This is a genomic window from Bacillus sp. MUM 116, assembly GCF_001866655.1.
In the GTDB taxonomy this organism is placed as follows: Bacteria; Bacillota; Bacilli; order Bacillales; family Cytobacillaceae; genus Neobacillus.
Window position 1 is genome coordinate 13,802 of sequence record NZ_MLYR01000016.1, and the last position, 24,431, is coordinate 38,232.

Consider the following 24,431-nt stretch of genomic DNA (forward strand, 5'->3'; position numbering starts at 1 on the left):
ACCCTTACCAATTTACAACAATCGACGAAAGTCACATATTATTTACAAAAAGTAGAAAAAGCGATGAGTAAAATTCTGCTCATCGCTTTATGCTGTAGGGATTTGAACTCGTTTGACAAACCAATATATACATGTATGCCCTGCACCTAAAATTAGTAGGAGGATGGGGATACTGTTCTTCTCATTAAACCATGTGATGGCGGCTAAAAATAATAAGATTGAAACCACTCTTCCAATATTTAAGAAAATCTCCCGAACCACAATATATTCAATCCTCATTTCAGCAGCTTTCCAGCCTGTTCCTATGACATCGTATGTGGTTGAGATATAAGGAACAAGTAAAAGTGGGTAGGCAATCGCAATGGTGGCTGCATAAATTAACAGTTTAGCAAAATTCACATCCCAAACGATTAACAGGATTGCCAAATAGAGAAGAATGCCGCCGATAAGGATTGCTTTTTTCCTGGCTTTTTTCTTAATTAGCCTTGATGCAAAATAATAGGCTATAAAGGAAATACCGGAATTCAGGAGTCCATACGTTCCTAATGCCATCTCACTTCCTGTTGAGATATAGACAAAAACCGAGATGACAAATAAAAACGTCCCTTCCCTTAAGCCCTGGAAAAAATGAGCATTCGTTATGAGACGCCAATTTTCATTTTGTTTTCTTTCTGCCAAAATCCTTGTAAAACAATACTTTCCATGTGCAGGCCTGCGTTTTAAAGAAAAACTCAAGAATACAGCAAGAGCAAATAAACCCAAAGATAAACCAAAAACAATGGAATAACCGGCAAATTTTTCAAATCGTGTAATGATAATCCCTGCTGCAATCGGACCGATCATTCCTCCGGCGGATGATAAAATCCCTAGAAATCCGTTAAAAAAATCTCGAGTTTCTGGCTCTGTTATTTCAAATGTTAAAACATTATAGGCAAGCCAATAAAACCCATAGCCAATCCCTAAAAGGCTTCCTAATAGAAGAAGATAGGTGGAGGCATGTTTCCCGGTTAATAAAACAGTTACGTAAAAGAATGTCAGAAAGATGACACCGATTCTAAGGACAATGACACGATCAATTTTCTTTGCCCATTTCCCTGCTAATATAAATGTTAATGGCTGCAGTACGACAATTGACAAGTTGTACAACGCCAAATCAGAATATTGCCCGGTTTGCTTCCATAAATAAATGTTCACAAATGTGTTCGAAAGCGCAACACTTAAGGAATATAAGCCGCCAATGATAAGCAGCAATGTTAAATCCTTTGTTAATTCAACGTCACCTAAAATCTTAAATTTTTTTGCCATAAAAACTCCCCTTTATCATAAAGGTAGTCTTTAACAAGCAAAATTTTTTATTCACTTTTTAGAATCAAAGCCGCAAAAAAAGACAGCTAAAATAGCTGCCTTCATGTTTATTTATATTATTTTGCTGCACTATAGCGTTTTGCAACTTCATCCCAGTTTACTACATTCCAGAATGCACCGATGTAGTCAGGGCGTTTGTTTTGATATTTTAAGTAGTAAGCATGCTCCCAAACATCAAGACCAAGGATTGGAGTTTTGCCTTCCATTAAAGGAGAATCTTGATTTGGAGTGCTCGTTAATTCTAATTCGCCGTTGTTTACAGCAAGCCATGCCCAGCCAGAACCGAAGCGAGTAGTTGCTGCTTTAGCAAATTCTTCTTTGAAAGCTTCAAAGCTGCCAAATTTGCTGTTGATTGCATCAGCTAGTTCACCAGATGGTGCGCCGCCGCCGTTTGGTGAAAGAATGGTCCAGAATAAAGAGTGGTTAGCGTGTCCGCCGCCATTGTTACGTACAGCCGTACGCGCAGACTCAGGAACTGCATCCAGGTTAGAGATTACTTCTTCAACAGATTTAGATAGTAATTCTTCATTTCCTGCTAAAGCATTGTTTAAATTTGTAACATAAGTATTGTGGTGTCTTGTGTGGTGAATGTTCATTGTTTCTTTGTCAATGTGTGGTTCAAGAGCATCTTCTGCATAAGGTAATTGTGGTAATTCGAATGCCATGTTACTTCCTCCTATGTAAACGATTTATTTTTTCGCTTTAGCAAACTAAAATCATAATGATTTTAGAATATTTCTAAAGCTTTTCTCCTTAAGATTACCAAAGAAACTCGAGCGTTTCAAATGAAATGCTCGCTTAAATACCAATGAATAGAATCCCCGTATTTTCTTTTTTTATTCGCATTCATCTCAATTTTCCCCCTTACTTTTTTTGAGAAATTGTCATGACTTTAAAAAGATGATTCTATCAACTATATCAGCTAATTGAAAAATTCACTCTTTATTGATCATTCTTGTATATAACGCTTTAAGCGGCTACAATAGAAAGGTGAATCAATGTAAAGGTGGTCATTATGAATATTTTCAAACAATTTTACAAAAGTTTGTATTCCCCAAAGGATATAGCTCTTTTTCGTTTTCAGGGAATAGGAAAAACAATCTTATATGTATTTTTTTTAACTTTCATTTCAATCCTCCCGTCCATCTACTATTTAAGTACTTCACTTGCAAACGGAATTGACTCGGCTAGGACTGTTATTAAAGATGAAGTCCCTTCATTTGAAATTAAAAATGGCAAACTGAATGCCAATACGAAGGTTCCTATTACAATCAATAAGAATCAATTCTCTATTATGCTCGATCCGACAGGCACCGTTACGGAAAAAGATGTTGGAACTGAGAACAATGCGTTTGCCTTATTAAAAGATGAATTTGTATTAGCCTCAGGTGGAAAAATTCAAACATACCCATATTCAATGCTTCAAGGATTACATGTGACAAAAACTGATTTTTTAGATTTTATTCAAGCTTTAGATGATATGAAAACGATCATCATACCAATTGCGGCTCTGTTAATTTATTTATTTTCTAGTGCGGCTAGTTTTATCGAAGTTTCAATTTTAGCTTTTATTGGATTGGCATTAAAAAACCTTACAGGAAGAAAATTAACGTACCGGCATTTATGGCGTATGGCTGCATATAGTGAAACATTGCCAACCGTCTTCTTTACGATTATGGCAGCATTAAAAACAACGGTGCCAAACAGTTTTATCATCAACTGGTTTGTCATTATCATTGTGTTATGTTTAGCTATTAATGAAACACCAAAACCTAAAAAAATCGACTAAACACACCATTCTTGGTGTGTTTTTTTGGTCTATTTAAATGTGGACAAGCATAGGTATGTACAAACTTTCCTTTTTGGAGGCCTGTGCAATGAAAAAGTTATTAGGTTTGGTGCTTACGGCATTAATCATATACGTTATATACATTGACTTAACAGTTGGAACGTTGCCAAGCGACTCAGTCCAAACAGTCGAGGCAAAGGGAGAGACTAGTTCAGCAAACTCAACGATCCCTTCTTTTCGAACTACAGTTGAACCTGGTGAAACTGTCATTTCCATTGTTGAACACCAATTGAAAAAGCCCATCCCTGTTTCAATCAACGAATTAGTCAGGGATTTTAAACTTCTTAATTCGGGATTTTCACCCGAAAAAATCCAAGTCGGTACCACCTATCAATTTCCTGATTACTCGGATTAATCAGGATAAAACCGTTTGTCTTGTCAAGATTAGTAATAGACTGATAAAATAAGGTGAAACTTCAATCAGTGGTTTTTTTTCCCACTGATTGATAGTTGAACCAATCGGGCTTTTACGGGCAGTTTTTCTCCACTGATCCTATTAGCTCCTCAAATCTTACTGCCCGTTAATGCGGGATAAGTTGATTTTATTTTTATTTACCTTTTATTCGAATTCCATTTTAAAGGAGCGAATTCCACGTGAGTGAAATTATACATCGTACGAAAACCCGTCCAATCAAAGTCGGAAATTTAACCATTGGCGGAAACAATGAAATCATTATCCAAAGTATGACAACAACCAAAACCCATGATGTTGAGGCAACTGTTGCTGAAATTAAACGTCTTGAAGAAGCCGGATGCCAAATTGTCCGGGTTGCTTGTCCGGATGAGCGTGCTGCTAATGCCATCCCTGAAATTAAAAAAAGAATCAACATTCCCTTAGTTGTGGACATTCATTTTGATTATAAATTGGCTCTAAAGGCAATTGAAGGCGGAGCAGATAAAATCCGGATTAACCCTGGGAATATTGGTAAACGTGAAAAGGTTGAAGCAGTTGTAAAAGCGGCAAAAGAACGCGGTATTCCAATCCGTATTGGCGTTAACGCCGGTTCTCTTGAAAAGCGAATTATTGAAAAATATGGCTACCCAACAGCAGATGGTATGGTCGAAAGTGCTCTACATCATATCAAAATTCTAGAAGATCTAGATTTCCATGACATCATTGTTTCCATGAAAGCATCCGATGTCAATCTAGCAATTGAAGCTTATGAAAAAGCTGCTCGTACTTTTGATTACCCACTTCACTTAGGAATTACCGAATCGGGAACACTTTTTTCCGGAACCGTGAAAAGTGCAGCCGGACTAGGTGCAATCATCAGCAAAGGTATTGGAAACACACTTCGTGTATCTTTAAGTGCTGACCCTGTTGAAGAGGTAAAAGTAGCACGGGAGCTTTTAAAAGTATTTGGACTATCCTCTAATGCAGCAACGCTTATTTCATGCCCTACATGTGGACGTATTGAAATTGACTTGATCAGTATTGCAAATGAAGTGGAAGAATATATTCAAAACATTAAGGCTCCAATTAAGGTTTCTGTACTTGGATGTGCTGTCAATGGACCTGGTGAAGCGCGTGAAGCAGATATCGGAATTGCCGGTGCACGTGGAGAAGGCTTGCTATTTAGGAAAGGTGAAATCGTCCGCAAGGTTCCTGAAGATCAAATGGTTGAGGAATTGAAAAAGGAAATTGACCAAGTAGCAGAAGAATATTTCAGAAAAAAAGCAGAAGAAGAAAAAGTGACTAAATAAGAACAAAAAGCGCAAGCGCCTTGATCAGCCTGACAAGCATATGTCAAGCCGGCAGTCGGATTGGCTGTAGACCATCGAGGGGCTAGGTGCTGGGGCTGGACAATTCTCAAAGTCGAATATTATACTTTCATATCTAATTATGAAAACCCGGCAGTATCGCTGCCGGGTTTTTGTTTGCCCCTATTACACAGATATTGGTTAAAAGAACGGGAGGATAACTATCCCTATAATAAGCGATACGACACCAATCCCGATTGCCCAAGCACCGATACCTGCGGCCCCTCTTGCTCGAGCAATAAAACCTAACACAATACCTGCTGCACCAAAAAGAATCGGTAATACAAACAGAGATAAAATCGACAGGGCTAATGCAACATACCCTGTACCTGTTCCCCCTTCAGCCCGGCCTCTGACGTCATCAACTTCTCTTCGACGGGCAACCGGGACAGGAGCGGCAATTTCTGCTGCCGTTTCTTCTCTATAGTCTGAAGGGTTATTAGGGATGTCTTGTCCAATGTATGCACTTTCGGTATTTTCACGCACCCCAGTGTCTCTATCTTGGTCTGCCATCGTAATCCCTCACTTTCAGTTATAGGAGCCTTATTAGTATTTGTCTTCTTTTTCATTTTAATTTGTTAATGTTTGTCTGCATTGGTGTTTTTCTTCAAGTCTTTCAAAAATATTTAACTTTAGAGAAATAACTCTATTTGGTAAAATAAATAAGATACTATTTAGCAATGAAGGTGAAGGCATAAAAATGAGAAAAAAATTTGGCATTGACATTGATGGAACGGTAACATCTCCTTCAGCACTTTTACCATTTATAAATAAAGATTTTGGTTTAAATCTTCATCTATCCGATATTACCCAATACGATTTGAACCCTTTCGTTAATGTACCTGAAAAAGAATTTTCAAAATGGTTTAGTGAAAACGAACCAATTATCTATGAGAGGTCACCACTTGCAAAAGGGGCAGATGATATTTTAAATACATGGAAAGACCGGCATAAACTGTATTTTATCAGCGCCCGCGGCCCTCATTTGCTTGAGAATACAAAAAAATGGTTTAGAAAAAAAGGCTTAACCTACCATAATATTGATTTAATTGGATCACATGATAAAGTTGAAACAGTAAAAAAACATATGGTTGACATTTTCTTCGAGGATAAGCATGATAATGCCGTGATGATTCACGAGGAATGTTCTATCCCGGTTATTTTGTTTAATACTCCCTATAATCAAGACCCTATTCCTCAGGGTGTGATCAGAGTAAACGATTGGTACGAAGCTTATAGTTGGGTTGAGAATTGGTTAAGAACAACTGCAGACGAAAAAATTCCTTTCCTCACTAAAGGATAGAAAAAACAGCTTGCCATCAGACAAGCTGTTTTTTTTAAAACGTAATTACTTCTTAGTGTGTACATTCCGGGCAGCGGCCATAAATTTCAAATTTATGGCCTGAGATATCATAGCCGGCTAAATCTTCACCTAATTCATTCATTGGACAAGTTTCAATCTCTTTTGTTTTTCCGCAGTCAAGGCAGATAAAGTGATGGTGATGACTATGATGCGAACAAGTGAAACGGAAATGCTTTTCCCCAGACAATTCGGTCATTTCCAAAATTCCCATTTTGACAAATAAAGAAAGGTTGCGGTAGATGGTATCAAAACTTAATCCAGGATACCCTTCTTTTAATTGGTCCAAAACATCCTTGGCGGTTAAATATTTATTACTATCCGCAAACAGTTGCAGCATTTCTTCGCGTTTCCCTGTGTGCTTAAACCCTTTTTCCTTTAAATATTGTATTGCCTCATTAACGTTCATGTCATTCACCTCTATTGCACCTGTTTATGGACTGTCATTTTTTTTAAAAAAATAGCAAATATTAAAATGAGAACTGCAATCATAACAATCGTTCCACCTGGTGCCAAATCTAAATAATAGGCAGTAAAAAGTCCACCCATTACAGCAATTTCCCCAAAGACCACTGATAAAAAAATTGTCTGTTTAAACCCTTTGGCAATCCGGATACTTGCGGCAACTGGCAAAGTCATTAACGAAGAAACCAAAAGAATTCCGACAATCCGCATGGAAGCCGCTATAACAAGAGCAACCATTATAATAAAAATAAAGTGAATACTTTTAGCCGCAATTCCCGATGCCTTTGCATGCTCCTCATCAAATGATAGTAAAAACAGTTCTTTATACAATAAAATTATCGCAAAAACGACAAGAAGACTAATGATAAAAATAACCCATAAATCTGTCCTGCTAACGGCCGAAACACTGCCAAACAAATAACTAAACAAATCAGTATTAAATCCATTGGCAAGTGAAATAAAAATAACCCCAAGCCCGATACCGCTCGAAAGTATAATCGGAATTGCCAATTCTTGATAATGTTTATAAACTCCCCTTAGCTTTTCAATAAATAAGGAGCCTCCTACCGAAAACGCCATCCCCAAATAGAGTGGATTTAACCCGGCGAACACCGTAAAATATTTTTCAATCAATAGGCTTGCTGCAATCCCGGCCAGCGTGACATGGCTTAAGGCATCCGCAATTAACGAAAGTCTTCTGACGACAATAAATACACCCAGCAGTGGGGCAAGAAAGCCAATCAAAATCCCGGTTAAAAAAGCATTTTGTAAAAATTCATAATGAAAAATTCCTTGTATCACTTTGTCACACCTCCGTGTTCATGTTGATGCGACAGCATATGAACATCATGCCCGTAAAAATCCGAGATTTCTTCTGTTCTAAACCTCTCAAACTCCTCCGTATTTCCATGAAAATGCATATGTTTATTAAGGCAGGCAACATGTGTCACCTTTTCTGAGATTGTGCCGATATCATGCGTAACTAATAAAAGGGTAATTCCGCGCTTTTTATTTAAATCTCCAAGCATTTGATAAAACGAATTTACGTTTTGAGCGTCAACCCCAACAGTTGGCTCATCGAGGATCAGAAGCTTCGGTTCGCTGACTAGAGCACGAGCGATAAATACCCGCTGCTGCTGCCCGCCCGACAGCTCGCCAATATTCCGCCTGCTAAACTTCTCCATTCCGACTGCTTCAAGTGCTTCCATTACCTTTTGAGAATGCTCTTTCTTGAAAAAACGAAACATGCCAATTTTTTTTGTTAGGCCGCTGGAGACCACTTCAAATACTGTTGCCGGAAATCCGGTATTAAACGAATTGGCCTTTTGGGAAACATATCCGATTTTTTGCCAATCCTTAAATTTACTTAGCTCCTGATTGAATAAATAAATTTCTCCTTTTTGTTGTTTCAAAAGGCCAAGGATAAGTTTTAGAAGCGTGGATTTTCCAGATCCATTTGGTCCGACAATTGCCAAAAAAGAACCATCCGGAATTGAAAGATTTATGTCCTCGAGGACCGTATCCTTTTCATATCGATAAAAAAGATGCTTGATTTCAATAATTGATTGCATATGATAAACTCTCACCTTTAATTTTAAGAATCATTCCGATTTAACTTTATGTAGTATACAATAGGGTTTTCATTATGTAAAGTGATTCAAACTAAGCCCAAAAAAATCTTCTGGGATAAGTCACACTCTTACTTCTTTCTCATACATTAGGATGGAGGAGTGATGAGGATGAGGATATTTGAAAACATCATCAATCATAAAATAAATACTATAACTGCAGAAGAATTATTAAAGTATGCCAATCAATTTAATATTTCAGTAAATCGAATCCAAGCGAAAAAAATCTCCCAATACTTACGAGGAAAAAATATTAATATTTTTGATGACCGCGAACGTTCAGCTTTAATAAAAGAAATTGCCAAAGCTGCGGGTCCTGATACAGCACGCGAAGTAAATAAACTATTTATGCAATTAACCAAAAGCTGAAACGAAAAGCGGAAGCGCCTTGGTCAGCCCCGACATGGCTTTAGGTCCTGGTGGTGAAGTCGTTCTTTGACTTCATCGGCAGGACCGAAGCAACCTAGGAAAAAAGCAGTTCATTTTTTCCCTCGAGGGGCTAGGCGCTGGGGCTGGACAATTCTCAAATTCGAAAATCCCTATCATTTAACCCAAAAAAAGCTGTGCTTGCTGCACAGCTTTTTCTTATGATTGCATGATGTCATCCAAAAGATTTTCATTGAACTTTTGTTCCCTAAACATGTCAATTTCAAACTTATATGGAGACTTTTTGTTATTTTTATCTTCACCGACAAATGGCGTTTCTAAAATTTTTGGAATATCGGTAAGCTGTGGATGATGAACAATATAGTTCAATGCATTAAATCCAATATGTCCAAATCCAATGTTCTCATGACGGTCTTTCCTCATCCCGACAGCATTTTTACTGTCATTAATATGAAGAACCTTTAGGCGGTCAATTCCAATTTTTTTATCAAAATCATTTAATACACCATCAAAATCTTCGACAATATTATAGCCGGAGTCATGAGTATGGCAGGTATCAAAACAAACGGAAAGCTTGTCGCTATAGGTAACCCCGTCGATGATCATGGCCAACTCCTCGAATGATTTCCCGCATTCCGAGCCTTTCCCTGCCATCGTTTCCAAAGCAATTTGCACGGTTTCTTTTCCAGTTAACACTTCATTTAAACCTTCGATAATTTTTTTTATACCTGCTTCTGCCCCTTCACCGACATGTGCACCGGGATGGAGGACGATTTGCTTTGCACCGATCGCTTCTGTTCGTTCAATTTCCGAACGAAGAAATCTCACGCCTAATTCATAGGTATCCGGATTGGTTGTATTCCCAATATTAATAATATAGGGTGCATGAACAACGATTTCAGCTATACCGTTTTCTTCCATATGTCTTCTTCCAGCTTCAATGTTTAAGTCTTCAATTTTTTTTCTTCTCGTATTTTGCGGTGCTCCTGTATAAATCATAAATGTATTTGCACCATAAGACACTGCTTCCTCGCTTGCAGCCAAAAGCATTTTCTTTCCACTCATTGAAACATGCGACCCAATTTTCAGCATTCCTTTCCTCTCCATTCACCGGTTATTTTTTTCTCTGATTTAATTTTCGTTGGCGTTTTTTAATTTTATCCATTTCCCATTGCATTTTCTTTTTATATCCTGGTTTTACTTTTTGTGGCTTCTTGATCATTGATTTGGCAATTTTATCTGCCTCATCCTCTTGCTTCACCCTCGTTTTTCTTCTGTTCCGGTCCTCTAATTCAACAAATTCATCATTTTTAATATCCACGTATTTAAATTGAATTCCCATTTTCTCTAAACGAATTAAGGCATCTTCATCGGAAAGATCATAAATGGTGAGAGCAATTCCGGAATTTCCAGCTCGAGCCGTTCTTCCCACCCGGTGGATATAAAAATCTAAATCTGTCGGCAGTTCATAGTTTATGACATGGCTAACCCCTTCGATATCAATACCTCTTGCAGCTAAATCAGTGGCAACAATATATTGGAATTCCAAGTCCTGAATCTGCTTCATCATTTTCTTGCGCTCACGCGGATTTAGATCGCCATGAACCCTCCCGACTTTTAACCCTTTCTCCGTTAAAAAGCCAGCGACCTCTTCTGCCATTTTTTTTGTGTTGGTAAAAACAATGGCCAAAAATGGGTTAAAGGTAAGTAAGGCATCATGTACAAGTTGTTTTTTATTTCGATGCCTTGAGGGCATGAGCAAATGCTGTAAATTAACTGCTGCCCTTTGTTTTGAATCAATTTGAATAACCTTTGGATTTTCCATATATTTTTTTAGGAACGGTTTCAGCTTCTCAGGAATCGTTGCTGAAAATACGAGCATCTGCAAACTTTCAGGCATTTTCGCTGCAACCTGATCCAAATCTTCAATGAACCCCATATCGAGCATCATATCTGCTTCATCAACCACTAGAACATCGGCTGTATGAATAAATAGGGCTTGTTCAAGCATGAGATCCTTGATTCTTCCCGGTGTCCCGACAACAATATGGGGCTGCACCTTTAATTTATCAATTGTCCGCTGCTTGTCCGTCCCACCGATATAGCATCTTGTCATTATCGATTGATCAGGGCTGCAATGCTCAGTGATTTTTAAGATTTGATGGTAAATCTGCGAAGCCAGTTCCCTAGTTGGTGCCGTAATGACTGCTTGCACCTGTTGAATCTCAGGTTTTATTTTTTCAAGAATTGGCAATATGAAAGCATGTGTTTTACCAGTTCCGGTTTGAGACTGGCCAATGGCATTTTCCGCTTTTAATACCAGCGGAATCATCTTTTCTTGAATTTCTGTTGGCTGATAAAAGCCAAGATGATTTAATGCATCTATCAAAAAAGGTTGAAATTTAAAACGTTCAAATTGGTTATGCTTCATTTAATTACTCCTCATAAAAAATAATTTAGGATTTGTTTTCTTGCTTTTACAAGAGTTTCCTCATTTCTTTCCATCATGCAATTATAGTAAATTTTAATCCAAAACTCCAGCAATCTTTTTCCTACTAACATCATTTACCTTTATACACTTTTTAAATCAGAAAATTTCCTTTGTCCTGTGCATTAGACCTAAACCAAAATTGGTTATATGCATATTTTAATGCATGAAGACGTATTTGAGGGGAGGTATAGAGATGCAGCCAGGACCTATGAACGGAATGCAAGGGGGAATGGGCCCCCGAATGATGGGAACCGGTGGAAATCCATTTGGCAGCGCTGGTCCAATGATGAATTCGTTTAGCGGTAGAAACCCAATGGCAGGAGCAGGAATGAATATGTTTGGCGGAAGAAATCCAATGGCAGGAGCAGGCGGTATGTTCGGCGGAAGAAATCCAATGGCAGGAACAGGAGGTATGTTCGGCGGCGGGAATCAAATGATGGGTGGAGCCGGTCAAATGGGAAGAGGCGGAGGCGGCTTGCTTTCAAGGATATTAGGAAGGGGAAATCCAGCAGGCGGAATGGGTGGACTAGGTAATGCCATGCAGGGAGCCGGTAGAGCAGCTTCCGGTGGTGGTGGAGGTCTTCTTCAGTCCTTAAGCAATCCTGGTGGGATTAGCGGCTTATTAAATAATACCCAACAAGTGTTAAAAACGGCTCAAACCATTGGACCAATGATCCAACAGTATGGCCCTATCGTCAAAAATCTTCCGGCGATGTGGAAATTATACAGGGGTTTAAAAAATGCCCCTGACAGCACGGAAGATTCATCAAAAGCTGATGAAAGCAAAGATAATAAAGCAGCAGTGAAAGATGAATCGAGTTCAAGAACTACATCCAGTATTTCTTCTGGAAGTAAAAAGCGAACACATAAAAAGCAGCAGACATCTAGTAAGCATTCAAGCAGCCATAAATCGGGACAAAAGCAAACATCACAGAAACAGTCAAGCCGGCCAGAATCAAGACGGCAGAAAGGGACTTCAGTCCCAAAACTTTATATTTAAATCTGGAATGCTGGGAACAGCATTCTTTTAATTTTTTAGAGAAAAAATGTATCTTTGTTTTATTTCTATTAGTTTTATATAATAAATACATAGATTTTGAACTTCATGATCTTTTGGGAGGACTTTATATATGCAAATTATAAAAATATCACCACGAGGTTATTGTTACGGTGTTGTCGATGCCATGGTCATTGCCAGAAATGCCGCATTAGACAAAACATTACCACGCCCAATCTACATCTTGGGAATGATTGTTCATAATAAACATGTTACCGATGCATTTGCAGAAGAAGGAATCATTACACTTGATGGGAAAAATCGCAAAGATATCCTTAATAAAGTTGAATCGGGTACAGTTATCTTTACAGCTCACGGTATTTCTCCAGAAGTTCGGCAGCTTGCTAAAGAGAAAGGGCTTGTTACCATTGATGCTACATGCCCTGATGTAACCAGAACCCATGATTTAATACATGAAAAGACACAACAAGGATATCAAACCATTTATATCGGGAAAAAAGGACATCCTGAGCCGGAAGGTGCTGTGGGTGTTGCACCAGGACTTGTTCACTTAGTGCAGACTCCAGAAGATGTTGAAGCATTAAACATTGATTGCGATAAACTCATTGTGACAAACCAGACTACTATGAGTCAATGGGATGTCACAGATACCATGAAGAAAGTTCAGGAAAAGTATCCGAATGTGGAAGTCCATAATGAAATTTGTCATGCTACACAAATCCGCCAGGAGGCAGTGGCTGGTCAAGCTGGCGAAGCCGATGTAACAATTGTAGTCGGAGATCCAAAAAGTAATAATTCCAATCGTCTTGCACAGGTATCAGAAGATATAGCCGGAACAAAGGCCTATCGAATTGCTGATATTTCAGAATTAGATATTGACTGGATTAAGGGTGCGAAAACGGTCGCCGTAACAGCGGGTGCTTCCACGCCGACTCCTATCACCAAAGAGGTGATTAGTTTCCTTGAACAATTTGATCCAAATAATGAAACTACATGGGAGCGAAGAAAAAACGTTCCATTAAACAAAATCCTCCCAAAAGTGAAAAGAGATTAACAGAAAAACCGGTCATTTTTTTAATGACCGGTTCTTTTTTAAATAAATTGGAAAGGATCTGTATTAATCTCAGAAGGAATAATTTCAACCTGATAACCGGATTCTTCGCACATTTTTTTTAGGACGGCGATTACACCCTTTTTCATCACTTTTTCGACGTTATGACCAGGGTCAATCATATTCAATCCCTGCATCATGGCATCATGTGCCGTGTGGTAATAAATATCTCCGGTAACATATACATCTGCCCCATTAAACTTGGCCTGAGTGAAATATTTATTCCCATCACCGCCCAACACGGCAACCTTTTTAATTTTAGCGGTTAAATCACCAACCACCCTGACTTTATCAACCTCAAGCATGGCTTTAACCTTCTCGGCAAATTCTTTTAATGTCATCTCTTGAATTGTACCGATTCTACCCAAGCCTAAAACCTCACCTTTATTGTCAACCGGATAAACATCATAAGCAGCCTCTTCGTAAGGATGGGCCTTGATCATGGCGGAAAGGGCTTTTTTCAACATGGATTCCGGAATAATAGTCTCCATCCGGACCTCCTCGGCTTCTTCTAATTTTCCTGGCTTGCCCAAAAAAGGATTGGAATCTTCCCCTGGTAAAAATCTTCCCGTTCCTTCTGTCGAAAATGAACAATGACTATAATTTCCGATAAAGCCTGCCCCTGCATGACCAAGGGCCTGTCTCACCTGTTCCTCATGGCTTTTCGGGACAAACACAACGATTTTTTTTAACGGGGTTTCATATGTCGGGACGAGAACCTTTGGATTTTCTAGCCCTAGGGCTGCCGCAAGTAAATCATTGACACCTCCGGTTGCCACATCAAGATTCGTATGGGCTGCATAAACAGCAATATCATGTTTTAACAACTTTTCAATCATTCTTCCCTGTGTGGTGTCCGTGAGCAGATTTTTCAGCGGCCGGAAAATGGGAGGATGATGGGCAATGATAAGCTGAACATTTTTTTCTATTGCCTCATCAATCACTTCTTCCAGGACATCAAGGGCAATCATTATTCGTTCCACTTTTTTGTTTAGCCGCCCAATTTGTAGACCGATTTTATCCCCTTCCATAGCTAAGCTTTTAGGAGAAAATCGTTCAAATAATTGAATGATTTCATGACCGTTCGCTATTTTCATTGCCAAGCGCCTCCTCTACCATTTTAATCTTATCTAAAAGTTCTTGTTTTTTCAGTTCTGTTTCAGCGGACGGTGCCGCCCCTTCTAACTGAGAATAAATTCTTTTCCAATTTTCCTTTTCCATACGCCATTTCTTTTTAAATGTTTCATCTTTTTTATGTAATAAATATGGCCCTACCAAAAGTCCTAATTCGCTTTGGATATTTTTATATGGTTTTAAAGGCTCCCCCTTTTCGGCCACTAAAACTTCATATATTTTTCCATCTTCCTCAAGAATTTCTTCTTCAATAAGCTCCCATTGATGCTCAAGCAGCCATTTTCGTATGGAGGATGCACTAATATTCGGTTGTAGGATTAGCCGCTCAACTGTCGGCAGCTTTTCTTTCCCTAGTTCCAATATATTTGCAATCAAGGCCCCGCCCATTCCTGCAATCGTTATGCAATTCACTTCACCAGGCTCGATTACTTCCAAGCCATCACCTAATCGAACAGAAACGATATCTGCTAACCCCTCTGATTGGACATTTCTTGCTGCAGATTGAAACGGTCCCTCCACTACTTCCCCTGCAACGGCAAATGTAATCGAACCATTTTTTGCCAAGAAACAGGGTAAATAGGCATGATCGGAGCCGATATCGGCAAGTTTCACTCCATTTGGAACATATTTTGCTACTGTTGCTAAACGGTCAGATAATTTATCCGTATTCAAAAATTTCACCACACCTTTAAGAATTCCATTCATTCTAGTATAAAAAAGTCCTTTACAGATGCAAAGGACTTTCTTTAAATCACCATTATTATTTAATCTTAGATACCCATTCTGCCATTGCTTGGGCTTGTTCTTGGGGGACTAGGTTTGGAGGCATGTTGCCTTTACCCTTTGTGATGACGTGAATAATCTCATCCTTGGATATTTTTTTACCGATACCTTTTAATGGCGGACCTACTACACCTTGGTATTGGTCACCATGGCAGCCAATACATGTTTGTTTATAAATGTCTTCTGGATTAGTAGCAACCGTTGCTGTCTTTTCGGCGCCTTTGCCTCCATTTTTATCCTTTGCCATCTCTTTCGCATCGCCGAGACCTTTAAAGGATAATAAGAATGTTAATCCGATTCCAAAAACAAAAATCAGAATGTAAGGAATGACCGGATTCCGCTTCATGCTATAACCTCCCTTATGTAAGTAAAACTGTTAAATTATAGAACGTCTACAAACAACTACTATTTTACTTGAAAATCGACAGAAGGAAAAGTCCTAATCTTACTTTGTCCAATATTCTTTATAAAAAAGATAAAAGAGGCAGAAATTTAATTATTTTCCGCCTCTTCGTGTTCTTCCCATTTTTCTTTTTAACAACCAATTTTTCTGGCTATTACCATTCTTTGAACCTCCGAAGTACCCTCGCCAATTTCGAGCAATTTTGCATCGCGCATCATTCTTTCCACATGATACTCTTTCATATAGCCATAGCCGCCATGAATTTGCACTGCCTGGTCGGTCACTTGCATGCAAATTTCAGAAGCATACAATTTACACATTGCAGCTTCTTTTGAGAATGGCCTTCTTTGGTCTTTCAACCAAGCAGCCTTATAAACCATGTTTCGGGCCAATTCTATTTTCATAGCCATATCTGCCAGTTTAAATTGGATGGCTTGAAAAGAGGAAATGGATTGACCAAACTGTTTTCTTTCCTTCGCATATGCAAGAGCCTTTTCAAAGGCACCTTGAGCAATGCCCACAGCCATAGCCCCAATTCCGATGCGCCCCCCATCAAGAGTAATTAAAAATTGTTTAAAACCCTCTCCTCGTTTCCCTAACAAATTTTCCACAGGTACCCTAACATCCTCTAAGACAAGTTCGGTCGTATTAGAAGCGTTTAAGCCCATCTTTTCATAATTATCAATTACCTTAAATCCATCTGCATTGGTTGGAACAATAATTGCACTAATTTCTTTTATTCCATTTTGTTCTCCGGTGATTGCTGTTAATGCCATATGTTTTGCATAACTTGCATTCGTAATAAAACATTTATTCCCATTTATAATAAATTCCCCATTCTCTTCTTTAACCGTTGTTCTTGTTCCCCCTGCATCCGATCCGGCATTTGGCTCAGTCAACCCGAACGCCCCAAAAGATTCACCGGTACATATGGGGACTAAGAATTTTTGTTTTTGTTCTTCCGTTCCAAAAAGATCTAGGGGTGCTCCTCCTAAAGAAATATGAGCAGAATAGGTAATGCCGGTAGAGCCGCATGCCCTGCTCAGTTCTTCCGTAACAATGGTAAAACTAACCGTATCGGCACCTCCACCCCCGTAATCTTCCGGGAAAGGCAGCCCCATTATCCCCATCTCGGCTAATTTTTTAAATATTGTCAAAGGAAATTGTTTATTCCGATCTCGTTCAATTGCACCTGGCGCAACTTCTTCATTTGAAAACTCACGAATCATTTTTTTTAGCATTTCTTGCTCAGAAGTTAAATCAAAATTCATTTTTATCCCCCTTAAGCAATTTTGTATGCGATTTCTTTAATTATACGAGGGATTTTTATATTTTCACAACATTTTAAAAATTTAAATTTAAATTGTTATATGGATATATATAATATTTTGAATTTTTTCTTTTTTCAACATCACTAATTCCATATATTACTTTTTCAAAATAATATTGACCTCTTTTCATGTAAAAAGTATTTCGAAGCCTATTTGCAAAATGAAAGACAATTCAGTAAAATAAGTACAAAAGTAAGGAATTGCTAAATGACCAACAAGAATTCTCAAAAAAAAAATAGTTTACTTCTCTACAGAAGTAAACTATTTAAAAGCAGTTTTATTCTAAAAAGTCCTTTAGACGTTTACTGCGGCTAGGATGACGTAATTTTCGCAATGCCTTTGCCTCAATTTGACGGATACGTTCTCTCGTTACACCAAAAACCTTTCCCACCTCTTCAAGAGTACGGGTACGTCCATCATCTAAGCCAAAGCGCAAGCGAAGAACATTTTCTTCTCTGTCCGTTAATGTATCCAGAACGTCTTCAAGCTGCTCTTTAAGTAATTCATATGCCGCATGCTCGGAAGGTGAGGTTGCGTCCTGGTCTTCGATAAAATCGCCAAGATGTGAATCGTCTTCCTCGCCAATCGGAGTCTCGAGAGAAACCGGCTCTTGAGCAATTTTAAGGATTTCCCTTACCTTATCTGGAGTTAAATCCATATCCTCGCCAATTTCTTCAGGAGTTGGTTCGCGACCAAGGTCCTGCAATAATTGACGCTGAACTCGAATTAATTTATTAATGGTTTCAACCATGTGAACCGGAATACGGATCGTACGTGCCTGGTCTGCAATCGCGCGTGTAATCGCCTGACGAATCCACCAGGTTGCATACGTACTAAATTTAAATCCTTTTCGATAGTCAAATTTTTCCACCGCTTTAATAAGACCCATATTTCCTTCTTGAATTAAGTCAAGGAAAAGCATTCCACGGCCGACATAACGCTTTGCAATACTGACAACAAGTCGTAAGTTTGCTTCCGCAAGACGCCGCTTCGCTTCTTCATCCCCTTGTTCGATTCTGTTCGCCAGTTTGATTTCTTCCTCACCCGAAAGCAAATCAACGCGGCCGATTTCTTTTAAGTACATACGAACCGGGTCATTAATCTTAACCCCGGGCGGAACACTCAAATCATTTAAATCAAACTCATCGTCATTTTCTTTTGCTAATTGATTGATATTCGGGTCTTCCTCGTCACTATCTCCGACTAATTCGATTCCTTGATCCCCCAGGAATTCATAAAATTCATCCATTTGATGAGAATCCAATTCAAAATTAGCCATTTTTTCAGCAATATCATCGTAGGCAAGGACACCAATTTTTTTTCCCAGCTCGGTAATCTGGTTTTTTACTTGTTCAAGGGTTAATTCTTGTTCAACCTCTTTTGAACGGGCAGATTTTTCAGCCATATGTCCCCCTCCTTCCAGAAATCAAAGACACTATAATGAATACTAAAGTGATTTACGTAATTGAATAATTTCCATTGCAATTGCAGCTGCCTTTTTGTAATCCTTATTTCGATCAGCTTCTCTTTCTTCAAGTTCTTTTTCTTTTATCTTTAACATCTTTTGATAATTCAACACCTGTTTGATATAATCATTTAATTCTTGGCTGCTTAATTCATTATTAATTGTCATCATTTCAATATTGGCAACCAAACTCCTAAGATTATCATCCTGAATATAAGATAAAAAAGCACTTGAGTCAGGCTGGAGATGCTCCTCATAATATCCAAACAGATACGTTATTATTGCCTGATGCTCATCAATATTAAACGTTTGACCCTGCAATAAATCCTGCACCTTGTAGGCAACATCTTTATCTTTAAGCATATGGGCGATTAAATACCTTTCTGCATTGATATGGGCAGGTTTTATATCATTCACTTGCACCGGCTTAATGATTGATTTGTTAAGCGGTGGATTGTCTCTATTTGCTTTCTTTTTTTCAGCAAAAAAGATTTGTTTTTGCTGTTGCTTTAAAGCGTCCAGCGATAAGGAGAATTCAGCCGCAAGCTGTCTTAAGTAATGATCCCTTTCAACAGCCATTGGTAATTTGCTTATTTCTCTAATTATTTCTTCGATATAGGCAAGCCTATCTCCTTCAAGCTGAAGATTTTTTCCTCTGCGAAAATAAAGGAATTTAAATGACATCCAGGTTAAACTTGCACCAATTACTTCATTACGGAATTTTTCCGGGCCAAACTTTTTAATATATTCATCTGGGTCTTTGCTTTCGCGCATCATCGCTACTTTAAGCTGCAGTCCCGAATCACCAAGCAATTGGCCCGCACGATAGGCGGCTTCAATTCCAGCTTTGTCGGAATCATAGCAAATCAAAACGGATTGTACATTTTGCCTTAGCAGGGCTATATGTTCATCTGTCAGCGCTGTTCCCATGGTAGCAATCCCATTTTCAATTTCAGCCCGGTCTGCAGCAATTACATCGGCAAAGCCTTCAAACAGCACAGCCTGGCGGGCTTTTTTCATACTTGCCCTTGCCAAGTGAAAATTATATAAAATTTTACTCTTATTAAAGATTGCCGTTTCGGGACTATTTAAATACTTGGGCTCATCGTCCCCGAGAGTTCTCCCTGAAAATGCAATCGTTTTACCATTACGATCAAAAATTGGAAACATAACACGGTCCCTAAATCTGTCGAAATAGGTTCCATCTTTTTCGCGCTTGATTATCAATCCGGCTTTTTCCATCCATTCCGGCAGAAACTCTCTTTTAGAGAGAAATTTATAAACAAAATCCCATGAATTTAAAGAATAACCTATTTGAAACTTATCAATTGATTCCCTGGTAAAGCCTCTTTTAAGCAAATACTCTAATGCCAGCTGACCCTCTTTTGTGTTTACAAGCAAGTGATGATAAAATTTACGTAAAAGCTCATGAGCCTCCTGAATGGATTGGAGCTCTTTCGAAACTCTTTTTTCCTTTCCATCGTTTGAAAGATTTACTTGAAGCTCAATATTGGCTTTTTCGGCCAGCTTTACAGCTGCTTCCTGAAAAGAGATGCCCTCAAGCTCCATTAAAAAAGTAAAAACATTTCCGCCAGCACCGCATCCAAAGCAATGGAAAATTTGTTTATCGGATGAAACGGAAAATGATGGTGTATTTTCTCCATGGAACGGGCATAAGCCAAAATAATTTCTGCCCTGCTTTTTTAGTTGAACATAGTCGCTGATTACTTCAACAATATCAACAGCCTGACGAATTTGGTCTATTTTTTCATCTGCAATTCGGTCAGCCATGAAAAACAACTCCATTTGTTGTTACAATTATTCTACAAAGAATAATTAATTTCCTGCAATTTTCGACATTTTTTTTGTTAACGATGTAATAAACTTTTCTCTGTCTTGTGAACTAAAAGGTTTTGGCCCTTTCCCATAAATGCCTTTTTTCTGGCTTTTGCATTAAGGTATCGTAAGTCAAGGGCAGTTTGAATCCCTGTTTCTTCAAATAAAATTCCTTTTGGGGATAACACATAGACACCTTTTGGCAATTAGGTGGATGCCAGACCAATATCTTGTGTTATCGTTATGTCTCCATTGGCAGCATGATTCATAATAAATAAATCAGCAGCCGCTATTTCTGGAATCAACATATTTCCAAGCTGCATATGTAGAATCCTTCAATCCATGATGATCATAAGAAGCGACAAAAAGAACTTTTACAGAAAAATTGGAAGCAATTTCGACAATTTCCTCTTTAACTGGGCATGAATCCGCATCGACAAAAATTGTCGGACTGCCGTTAATAGTAGTATTAATTCTACATCACTCCACATATTCCTTCTTTAGCCATTAACTTTTATAAAAAGGATTCATGTCGATTTTTTTCAGCTAGGTTTCCTTGACATCTGACAATAAATAGTTTATTCGTTCATATGCAAGTCTAAACCTAAAAGATTCATTTTTATCACAATTTTTTATTATAGTATATTCATTTTGATTTTACCATCATTTTTATTTTCTTTTTTTCATCCAATTGTTTACAGAAAAACACATAATCCAGAGAGATTATGTGTCATCGTCTAGTTTTATGAAAGTAATTTAAAATGACATTCGCTGTTTCTTCAACTGCTTTGTTGGTTACATCAACTACTGGACAGCCAATTTTCTGTACAACATGATCAAAGAAAGATAATTCTTCTTTAATCCGCTCGATATTGGCGTAGCTGGCACTATCGTTTAATCCTAATGATATCAAGCGTTCTCTTCTGATATTATTCAATTTTTCAGGGCTTATTTTTAGTCCAAAGCATTTTTCGGCAGGGACCTTATATAATTCTTCCGGCGGGTCTACTTCAGGTACTAAAGGAACATTAGCAACCTTTAACCGTTTATGTGCAAGATATTGTGATAAAGGGGTTTTAGAAGTTCTTGATACTCCAATTAAAACAATATCCGCCTTCAAAATCCCGCGAGGATCCCTTCCGTCATCATATTTGACCGCAAATTCAATGGCCTCAACTTTTTTAAAATAATCTTCATCCAGTTTTCTGACTAACCCGGGTTCACAACGAGGTGTTTTTCCACTATAAACCTGGATTTGGTCCATCAATGGACCCATTAAATCAACTGTATGGATCCCCGATTCATCTGCCTTTTTCATCATGTATGTACGCATTTCCGGTTTTACTAATGTGAAGGCAATCATCGCTTGATCCATTAATACAAGTGAAATCACATCATCGATATGTTCTTTATCTTCCACATATGGATATCTTTTCAAGACCATCCCAGAGCCATTAAATTGGCTAATTGCTGCTTTGGTTACCAATTCAGCTGTTTCTCCCACTGAATCAGATACAACATAAATAATCGGCATATTCATTCCCCTTCAACAGCTCCTCTGCTAAGTCTTTACCTTATTCATTCCCAAGAGCAACAAAAGCTTTTGTAATATTTGTTTTCGTAATTCTGCCAATTACTTCGAAACCTTTGTCAGTCTTTCTTACAACCGGTAAAGCGTCAATTTGTTTATCAATTAATTTTTGTGCAATATCAATTAAAAGGTCTTCACGTTCGCACATCGTAATATTCGGCATTCTTGTCATGATGATATTTACAGGTATGGAGGTTAACTCCTGCTTACCGATACTTGCCCGTAATAAATCTTTCCGCGATAATACTCCAACCAAGAAGGAGTTTTGATCCACTACAAATAATGTACCCACATCCTCAAGGAACATGGTACAAATCGCATCATATACGGATACATTTTCATTCACAACAACCGGAATCGACTGGTAATCTTTCACATAAAACTTCTTTAAATTTTCCGTTAACAGCTGGGTACCTGATTTTCCTGTATAAAAATACCCAACTCTCGGCCGTGCGTCCAAATATCCTGCCATCGTAAGGATGGCTAAGTCCGGTCTAAGCGTAGCCCTTGTAAGATTTAATTGTTCAGCAATATGCTCGCCTGTTATCGGACCATTATCCTGGACGATTTGCAAAATATGCTCTTGCCTTTTTGTCAGTTCGATTTTCCTCACCGCCTTAAAAGCTTAAGTTAAAGCCACAATTTAATCTTTTTTAGCAATATTATATACGATTTTCAATTTAAGTTAAAAAGATAACATTTCAAAAGGTGCGGAACCCGCACCTTTTGAATTTCTTTAAAAAACCATCTTTTCTTGTAAAAAGCTTACAAGGTCGGCAATTGGGATACGGGTTTGTTCCATTGTATCCCGATCTCTTACGGTAACCATTTGATCATCATTTGAATCAAAATCATAGGTAATACAATAAGGTGTTCCTATTTCGTCGTGACGGCGGTATCTTTTGCCGATCGAACCTGCTTCATCAAAATCCACAGTGAAATATTTTGCTAAAGTACTGAATACTTCTTTTGCTTCTTCTGATAGTTTTTTCGATAACGGAAGAACTGCGGCCTTGATTGGCGCCAGCGCAGGATGGAAATGCATAACAGTACGTGATGTTCCATCTTCAAGCTGTTCCTCATCAAAAGCATCGATTAAGAAAGCTAGTGTTACACGATCAGCTCCCAAGGATGGTTCAATACAGAACGGGATATATCTTTCATTTGTTTCCGGATCAATGTAATCAAAGTCTTCTCCAGAGAATTGCATATGCTGTTTCAAATCATAGTCTGTACGAGAAGCAACGCCCCAAAGTTCTCCCCAGCCGAATGGGAATTTATATTCAAAATCAGTTGTCGCATTGCTGTAGTGGGAGAGCTCATCTTCCGAATGATCACGAAGACGTAAGTTTTGTTTGTTTAATCCTAAGGAATTCAGCCATTTTTCCGCAAATTCCTTCCAATAATCAAACCATTTTAGTTCTTCTCCCGGTTTACAGAAAAACTCCAATTCCATTTGCTCAAATTCTCTAGTACGGAAGGTAAAATTACCCGGGGTAATTTCATTACGGAAGCTTTTACCGATTTGGGCAATACCGAATGGCAATTTTTTCCTCATTGTCCGTTGCACATTTTTAAAGTTAACAAAAATACCTTGAGCCGTTTCCGGACGAAGGAAAATTTCATTCGAGCTCGTTTCCGTAACCCCTTGGAATGTTTTAAACATTAAATTAAACTGACGGATGCCGGTGAAATCATGACTGCCGCAATCAGGGCAGGCGATATTGTGCTCTTTTATTAGTTCTTCCATTTTCTCAAAAGGAAGACCATCAACAACCATTTCAATGCCCTTTTCTTCAAGAGAATTTTCAATCAACTTATCAGCGCGATGTCTTGCTTTACAATTTTTACAGTCAATCATCGGGTCATTAAAATTGCCGATATGGCCGGAAGCTTCCCATGTTCTCGGATTCATTAAAATGCTTGCATCCAAACCGACATTATAGGGAGATTCCTGAACAAATTTTTTCCACCATGCTTGTTTAATATTGTTTTTAAATTCAACACCTAGTGGACCATAGTCCCATGTATTTGCAAGACCCCCATAAATTTCTGATCCCGGGAATATAAAGCCTCTATGTTTTGCGTGGGAAACAATTTGCTCCATCGTTACACTCATTTTTTTTCGCTCCTTTTTTTATAGGCTGTGTTAAACTGTCTGTTGCTTTCCGCTTCAGGCACTTCGCTTTCCGCGGGCGGTCCGGGGGGCCTCCTCGTCGCTACGCTCCTGTGGGGTCTCCCCTGCCCCGTACTCCCGCAGGAGTCTTCGTGCCTTCCGCTCCAATCAACAGGGTTAAAAAATCAACAATGTACTTTAACACAGCCTTTTTATAAAAATAAAAAACTCCCATCCCTATGCTCTGAATAAGCATAGGGACGAGAGTTACCCGCGGTTCCACCCTATTTGCTGATAGTAAGTCAGCCTCTTTGATTTGTGCATTGCAGCACATGAT

General features: G+C 38.5%; 24 protein-coding genes, 1 pseudogene and 1 other annotated feature (1 of these 26 cut by a window edge). Of the genes and pseudogenes, 7 read left to right on the forward strand and 18 right to left on the reverse strand.

What is annotated here, in order from left to right; translation table 11 throughout:
• Window positions 1-87: 87 nt before the first annotated feature.
• Together BIV60_RS03605 and BIV60_RS03610 are read right to left on the reverse strand one after the other, a co-directional pair.
• Window positions 88-1,305 (reverse strand): MFS transporter, encoded by a 1,218-nt coding sequence (locus BIV60_RS03605; protein WP_071354350.1) that lies wholly within the window; start codon window positions 1,303-1,305, stop codon window positions 88-90.
• A 116-nt stretch (window positions 1,306-1,421) separates the two neighbouring features.
• Window positions 1,422-2,030, reverse strand: coding sequence for a superoxide dismutase (locus tag BIV60_RS03610; protein ID WP_071354351.1), 609 nt, complete (start codon window positions 2,028-2,030; stop codon window positions 1,422-1,424).
• A 350-nt stretch (window positions 2,031-2,380) separates the two neighbouring features.
• On the opposite strand from BIV60_RS03610, the gene BIV60_RS03615 reads away from it, so the two are divergent.
• The 3 genes from BIV60_RS03615 to ispG all read left to right on the forward strand — a co-directional run bounded on the left by BIV60_RS03615 (window position 2,381) and on the right by ispG (window position 4,918).
• Entirely contained in the window at window positions 2,381-3,154 is a 774-nt protein-coding gene (locus tag BIV60_RS03615) for a DUF1189 domain-containing protein (RefSeq protein WP_071354352.1), read from the forward strand.
• Window positions 3,155-3,242: 88 nt separating this feature from the next.
• Window positions 3,243-3,569 (forward strand): hypothetical protein, encoded by a 327-nt coding sequence (locus BIV60_RS03620; RefSeq protein ID WP_071354353.1) that lies wholly within the window; start codon window positions 3,243-3,245, stop codon window positions 3,567-3,569.
• A 248-nt stretch (window positions 3,570-3,817) separates the two neighbouring features.
• Entirely contained in the window at window positions 3,818-4,918 is a 1,101-nt protein-coding gene (gene ispG / locus BIV60_RS03625; RefSeq protein WP_177177210.1) for a flavodoxin-dependent (E)-4-hydroxy-3-methylbut-2-enyl-diphosphate synthase, read from the forward strand.
• 198 nt (window positions 4,919-5,116) lie between these two features.
• Here ispG and BIV60_RS30830 read toward each other — a convergent pair whose 3' ends face one another.
• Window positions 5,117-5,488, reverse strand: coding sequence for a hypothetical protein (locus BIV60_RS30830; RefSeq protein ID WP_071354355.1), 372 nt, complete (start codon window positions 5,486-5,488; stop codon window positions 5,117-5,119).
• A 187-nt stretch (window positions 5,489-5,675) separates the two neighbouring features.
• Between BIV60_RS30830 and BIV60_RS03635 the strand changes: the two genes are divergently transcribed.
• On the forward strand, window positions 5,676-6,278 hold the full coding sequence (locus tag BIV60_RS03635) for a 5' nucleotidase, NT5C type (protein ID WP_071354356.1): 603 nt from the start codon (window positions 5,676-5,678) through the stop codon (window positions 6,276-6,278).
• Between the two features lie 52 nt (window positions 6,279-6,330).
• Here BIV60_RS03635 and zur read toward each other — a convergent pair whose 3' ends face one another.
• The 3 genes from zur to BIV60_RS03650 are packed head-to-tail and all read right to left on the reverse strand — an operon-like array spanning window position 6,331 to window position 8,371.
• Entirely contained in the window at window positions 6,331-6,744 is a 414-nt protein-coding gene (gene zur, locus BIV60_RS03640; protein WP_071354357.1) for a zinc uptake transcriptional repressor Zur, read from the reverse strand.
• Between the two features lie 11 nt (window positions 6,745-6,755).
• On the reverse strand, window positions 6,756-7,601 hold the full coding sequence (locus tag BIV60_RS03645; protein WP_071354358.1) for a metal ABC transporter permease: 846 nt from the start codon (window positions 7,599-7,601) through the stop codon (window positions 6,756-6,758).
• Window positions 7,598-8,371: a metal ABC transporter ATP-binding protein gene (locus BIV60_RS03650; protein WP_071354359.1), complete on the reverse strand. Its 774-nt coding sequence runs from the start codon at window positions 8,369-8,371 to the stop codon at window positions 7,598-7,600. The genes BIV60_RS03645 and BIV60_RS03650 overlap by 4 nt, the downstream gene beginning before the upstream one ends.
• Before the next feature lie 168 nt (window positions 8,372-8,539).
• Here BIV60_RS03650 and BIV60_RS03655 point away from each other — a divergent pair, with 168 nt between their 5' ends.
• Window positions 8,540-8,797, forward strand: a complete 258-nt coding sequence (locus BIV60_RS03655) for a DUF2624 domain-containing protein (RefSeq protein ID WP_071354360.1) — start codon at window positions 8,540-8,542, stop codon at window positions 8,795-8,797.
• A 216-nt stretch (window positions 8,798-9,013) separates the two neighbouring features.
• On the opposite strand, the gene BIV60_RS03660 is transcribed toward BIV60_RS03655, so the two are convergent.
• Both BIV60_RS03660 and BIV60_RS03665 read right to left on the reverse strand, forming a co-directional pair.
• Window positions 9,014-9,907 (reverse strand): deoxyribonuclease IV, encoded by an 894-nt coding sequence (locus tag BIV60_RS03660; protein WP_071354361.1) that lies wholly within the window; start codon window positions 9,905-9,907, stop codon window positions 9,014-9,016.
• Window positions 9,908-9,929: 22 nt separating this feature from the next.
• Window positions 9,930-11,246 carry a DEAD/DEAH box helicase gene (locus tag BIV60_RS03665; protein WP_071354362.1) on the reverse strand — a complete coding sequence of 439 codons (1,317 nt, stop codon included), beginning with the start codon at window positions 11,244-11,246 and terminating at the stop codon, window positions 9,930-9,932.
• A gap of 253 nt (window positions 11,247-11,499) precedes the next feature.
• Here BIV60_RS03665 and vrrA point away from each other — a divergent pair, with 253 nt between their 5' ends.
• Both vrrA and BIV60_RS03675 read left to right on the forward strand, forming a co-directional pair.
• Window positions 11,500-12,306 carry a VrrA/YqfQ family protein gene (gene vrrA / locus BIV60_RS03670; RefSeq protein WP_256218293.1) on the forward strand — a complete coding sequence of 269 codons (807 nt, stop codon included), beginning with the start codon at window positions 11,500-11,502 and terminating at the stop codon, window positions 12,304-12,306.
• A gap of 130 nt (window positions 12,307-12,436) precedes the next feature.
• The gene (locus tag BIV60_RS03675; RefSeq protein ID WP_071354363.1) at window positions 12,437-13,378 is read left to right on the forward strand and encodes a 4-hydroxy-3-methylbut-2-enyl diphosphate reductase; all 942 of its coding nucleotides are present in this window, start codon (window positions 12,437-12,439) and stop codon (window positions 13,376-13,378) included.
• Between the two features lie 38 nt (window positions 13,379-13,416).
• Here the strand turns inward: BIV60_RS03675 and BIV60_RS03680 are convergent, their stop codons facing one another.
• The 10 genes and pseudogenes from BIV60_RS03680 to BIV60_RS03725 form a co-directional block, all read right to left on the reverse strand.
• A complete protein-coding gene (locus tag BIV60_RS03680) occupies window positions 13,417-14,532 on the reverse strand; it encodes a Nif3-like dinuclear metal center hexameric protein (protein ID WP_071354364.1) in 1,116 nt (371 codons plus the stop codon).
• Window positions 14,510-15,241: a tRNA (adenine(22)-N(1))-methyltransferase gene (locus tag BIV60_RS03685; protein ID WP_071354418.1), complete on the reverse strand. Its 732-nt coding sequence runs from the start codon at window positions 15,239-15,241 to the stop codon at window positions 14,510-14,512. Before BIV60_RS03685 ends, BIV60_RS03680 begins: the two co-directional genes overlap by 23 nt.
• An 88-nt stretch (window positions 15,242-15,329) precedes the next feature.
• On the reverse strand, window positions 15,330-15,698 hold the full coding sequence (gene cccA / locus BIV60_RS03690; RefSeq protein WP_071354365.1) for a cytochrome c550: 369 nt from the start codon (window positions 15,696-15,698) through the stop codon (window positions 15,330-15,332).
• Between the two features lie 188 nt (window positions 15,699-15,886).
• Complete coding sequence (locus BIV60_RS03695) at window positions 15,887-17,026, reverse strand: acyl-CoA dehydrogenase family protein (protein ID WP_071354366.1); 1,140 nt, start codon at window positions 17,024-17,026, stop codon at window positions 15,887-15,889.
• A gap of 337 nt (window positions 17,027-17,363) precedes the next feature.
• A complete protein-coding gene (gene rpoD / locus BIV60_RS03700) occupies window positions 17,364-18,491 on the reverse strand; it encodes an RNA polymerase sigma factor RpoD (protein WP_071354367.1) in 1,128 nt (375 codons plus the stop codon).
• Window positions 18,492-18,533: 42 nt separating this feature from the next.
• Window positions 18,534-20,342 carry a DNA primase gene (dnaG, locus tag BIV60_RS03705; protein ID WP_071354368.1) on the reverse strand — a complete coding sequence of 603 codons (1,809 nt, stop codon included), beginning with the start codon at window positions 20,340-20,342 and terminating at the stop codon, window positions 18,534-18,536.
• Window positions 20,343-20,387: 45 nt separating this feature from the next.
• Window positions 20,388-20,849 (reverse strand): annotated as a pseudogene (locus tag BIV60_RS03710) (YaiI/YqxD family protein).
• Between the two features lie 268 nt (window positions 20,850-21,117).
• Entirely contained in the window at window positions 21,118-21,927 is an 810-nt protein-coding gene (locus BIV60_RS03715; RefSeq protein WP_071354369.1) for a pyruvate, water dikinase regulatory protein, read from the reverse strand.
• Between the two features lie 34 nt (window positions 21,928-21,961).
• The gene (ccpN, locus tag BIV60_RS03720; RefSeq protein ID WP_083402081.1) at window positions 21,962-22,591 is read right to left on the reverse strand and encodes a transcriptional regulator CcpN; all 630 of its coding nucleotides are present in this window, start codon (window positions 22,589-22,591) and stop codon (window positions 21,962-21,964) included.
• A gap of 123 nt (window positions 22,592-22,714) precedes the next feature.
• A complete protein-coding gene (locus tag BIV60_RS03725) occupies window positions 22,715-24,097 on the reverse strand; it encodes a glycine--tRNA ligase (protein ID WP_071354371.1) in 1,383 nt (460 codons plus the stop codon).
• Window positions 24,098-24,347: 250 nt separating this feature from the next.
• Window positions 24,348-24,431, reverse strand: a binding site (T-box leader) (it continues 103 nt past the right edge of the window).

Coding starts and splice junctions, on each gene's coding strand:
- BIV60_RS03650 (WP_071354359.1), bottom strand. CDS start 8,371: ATGCAATCAATTATTGAAATCAAGCATCTTTTTTATCGATATGAAAAG.
- BIV60_RS03660 (WP_071354361.1), bottom strand. CDS start 9,907: ATGCTGAAAATTGGGTCGCATGTTTCAATGAGTGGAAAGAAAATGCTT.
- BIV60_RS03695 (WP_071354366.1), bottom strand. CDS start 17,026: ATGAATTTTGATTTAACTTCTGAGCAAGAAATGCTAAAAAAAATGATT.
- BIV60_RS03680 (WP_071354364.1), bottom strand. CDS start 14,532: ATGAAAATAGCGAACGGTCATGAAATCATTCAATTATTTGAACGATTT.
- BIV60_RS30830 (WP_071354355.1), bottom strand. CDS start 5,488: ATGGCAGACCAAGATAGAGACACTGGGGTGCGTGAAAATACCGAAAGT.
- cccA (WP_071354365.1), bottom strand. CDS start 15,698: ATGAAGCGGAATCCGGTCATTCCTTACATTCTGATTTTTGTTTTTGGA.
- vrrA (WP_256218293.1), top strand. CDS start 11,500: ATGCAGCCAGGACCTATGAACGGAATGCAAGGGGGAATGGGCCCCCGA.
- BIV60_RS03635 (WP_071354356.1), top strand. CDS start 5,676: ATGAGAAAAAAATTTGGCATTGACATTGATGGAACGGTAACATCTCCT.
- BIV60_RS03620 (WP_071354353.1), top strand. CDS start 3,243: ATGAAAAAGTTATTAGGTTTGGTGCTTACGGCATTAATCATATACGTT.
- dnaG (WP_071354368.1), bottom strand. CDS start 20,342: ATGGCTGACCGAATTGCAGATGAAAAAATAGACCAAATTCGTCAGGCT.
- rpoD (WP_071354367.1), bottom strand. CDS start 18,491: ATGGCTGAAAAATCTGCCCGTTCAAAAGAGGTTGAACAAGAATTAACC.
- BIV60_RS03725 (WP_071354371.1), bottom strand. CDS start 24,097: ATGAGTGTAACGATGGAGCAAATTGTTTCCCACGCAAAACATAGAGGC.
- BIV60_RS03715 (WP_071354369.1), bottom strand. CDS start 21,927: ATGAATATGCCGATTATTTATGTTGTATCTGATTCAGTGGGAGAAACA.
- BIV60_RS03605 (WP_071354350.1), bottom strand. CDS start 1,305: ATGGCAAAAAAATTTAAGATTTTAGGTGACGTTGAATTAACAAAGGAT.
- BIV60_RS03610 (WP_071354351.1), bottom strand. CDS start 2,030: ATGGCATTCGAATTACCACAATTACCTTATGCAGAAGATGCTCTTGAA.
- BIV60_RS03675 (WP_071354363.1), top strand. CDS start 12,437: ATGCAAATTATAAAAATATCACCACGAGGTTATTGTTACGGTGTTGTC.
- zur (WP_071354357.1), bottom strand. CDS start 6,744: ATGAACGTTAATGAGGCAATACAATATTTAAAGGAAAAAGGGTTTAAG.
- BIV60_RS03655 (WP_071354360.1), top strand. CDS start 8,540: ATGAGGATATTTGAAAACATCATCAATCATAAAATAAATACTATAACT.
- BIV60_RS03665 (WP_071354362.1), bottom strand. CDS start 11,246: ATGAAGCATAACCAATTTGAACGTTTTAAATTTCAACCTTTTTTGATA.
- BIV60_RS03615 (WP_071354352.1), top strand. CDS start 2,381: ATGAATATTTTCAAACAATTTTACAAAAGTTTGTATTCCCCAAAGGAT.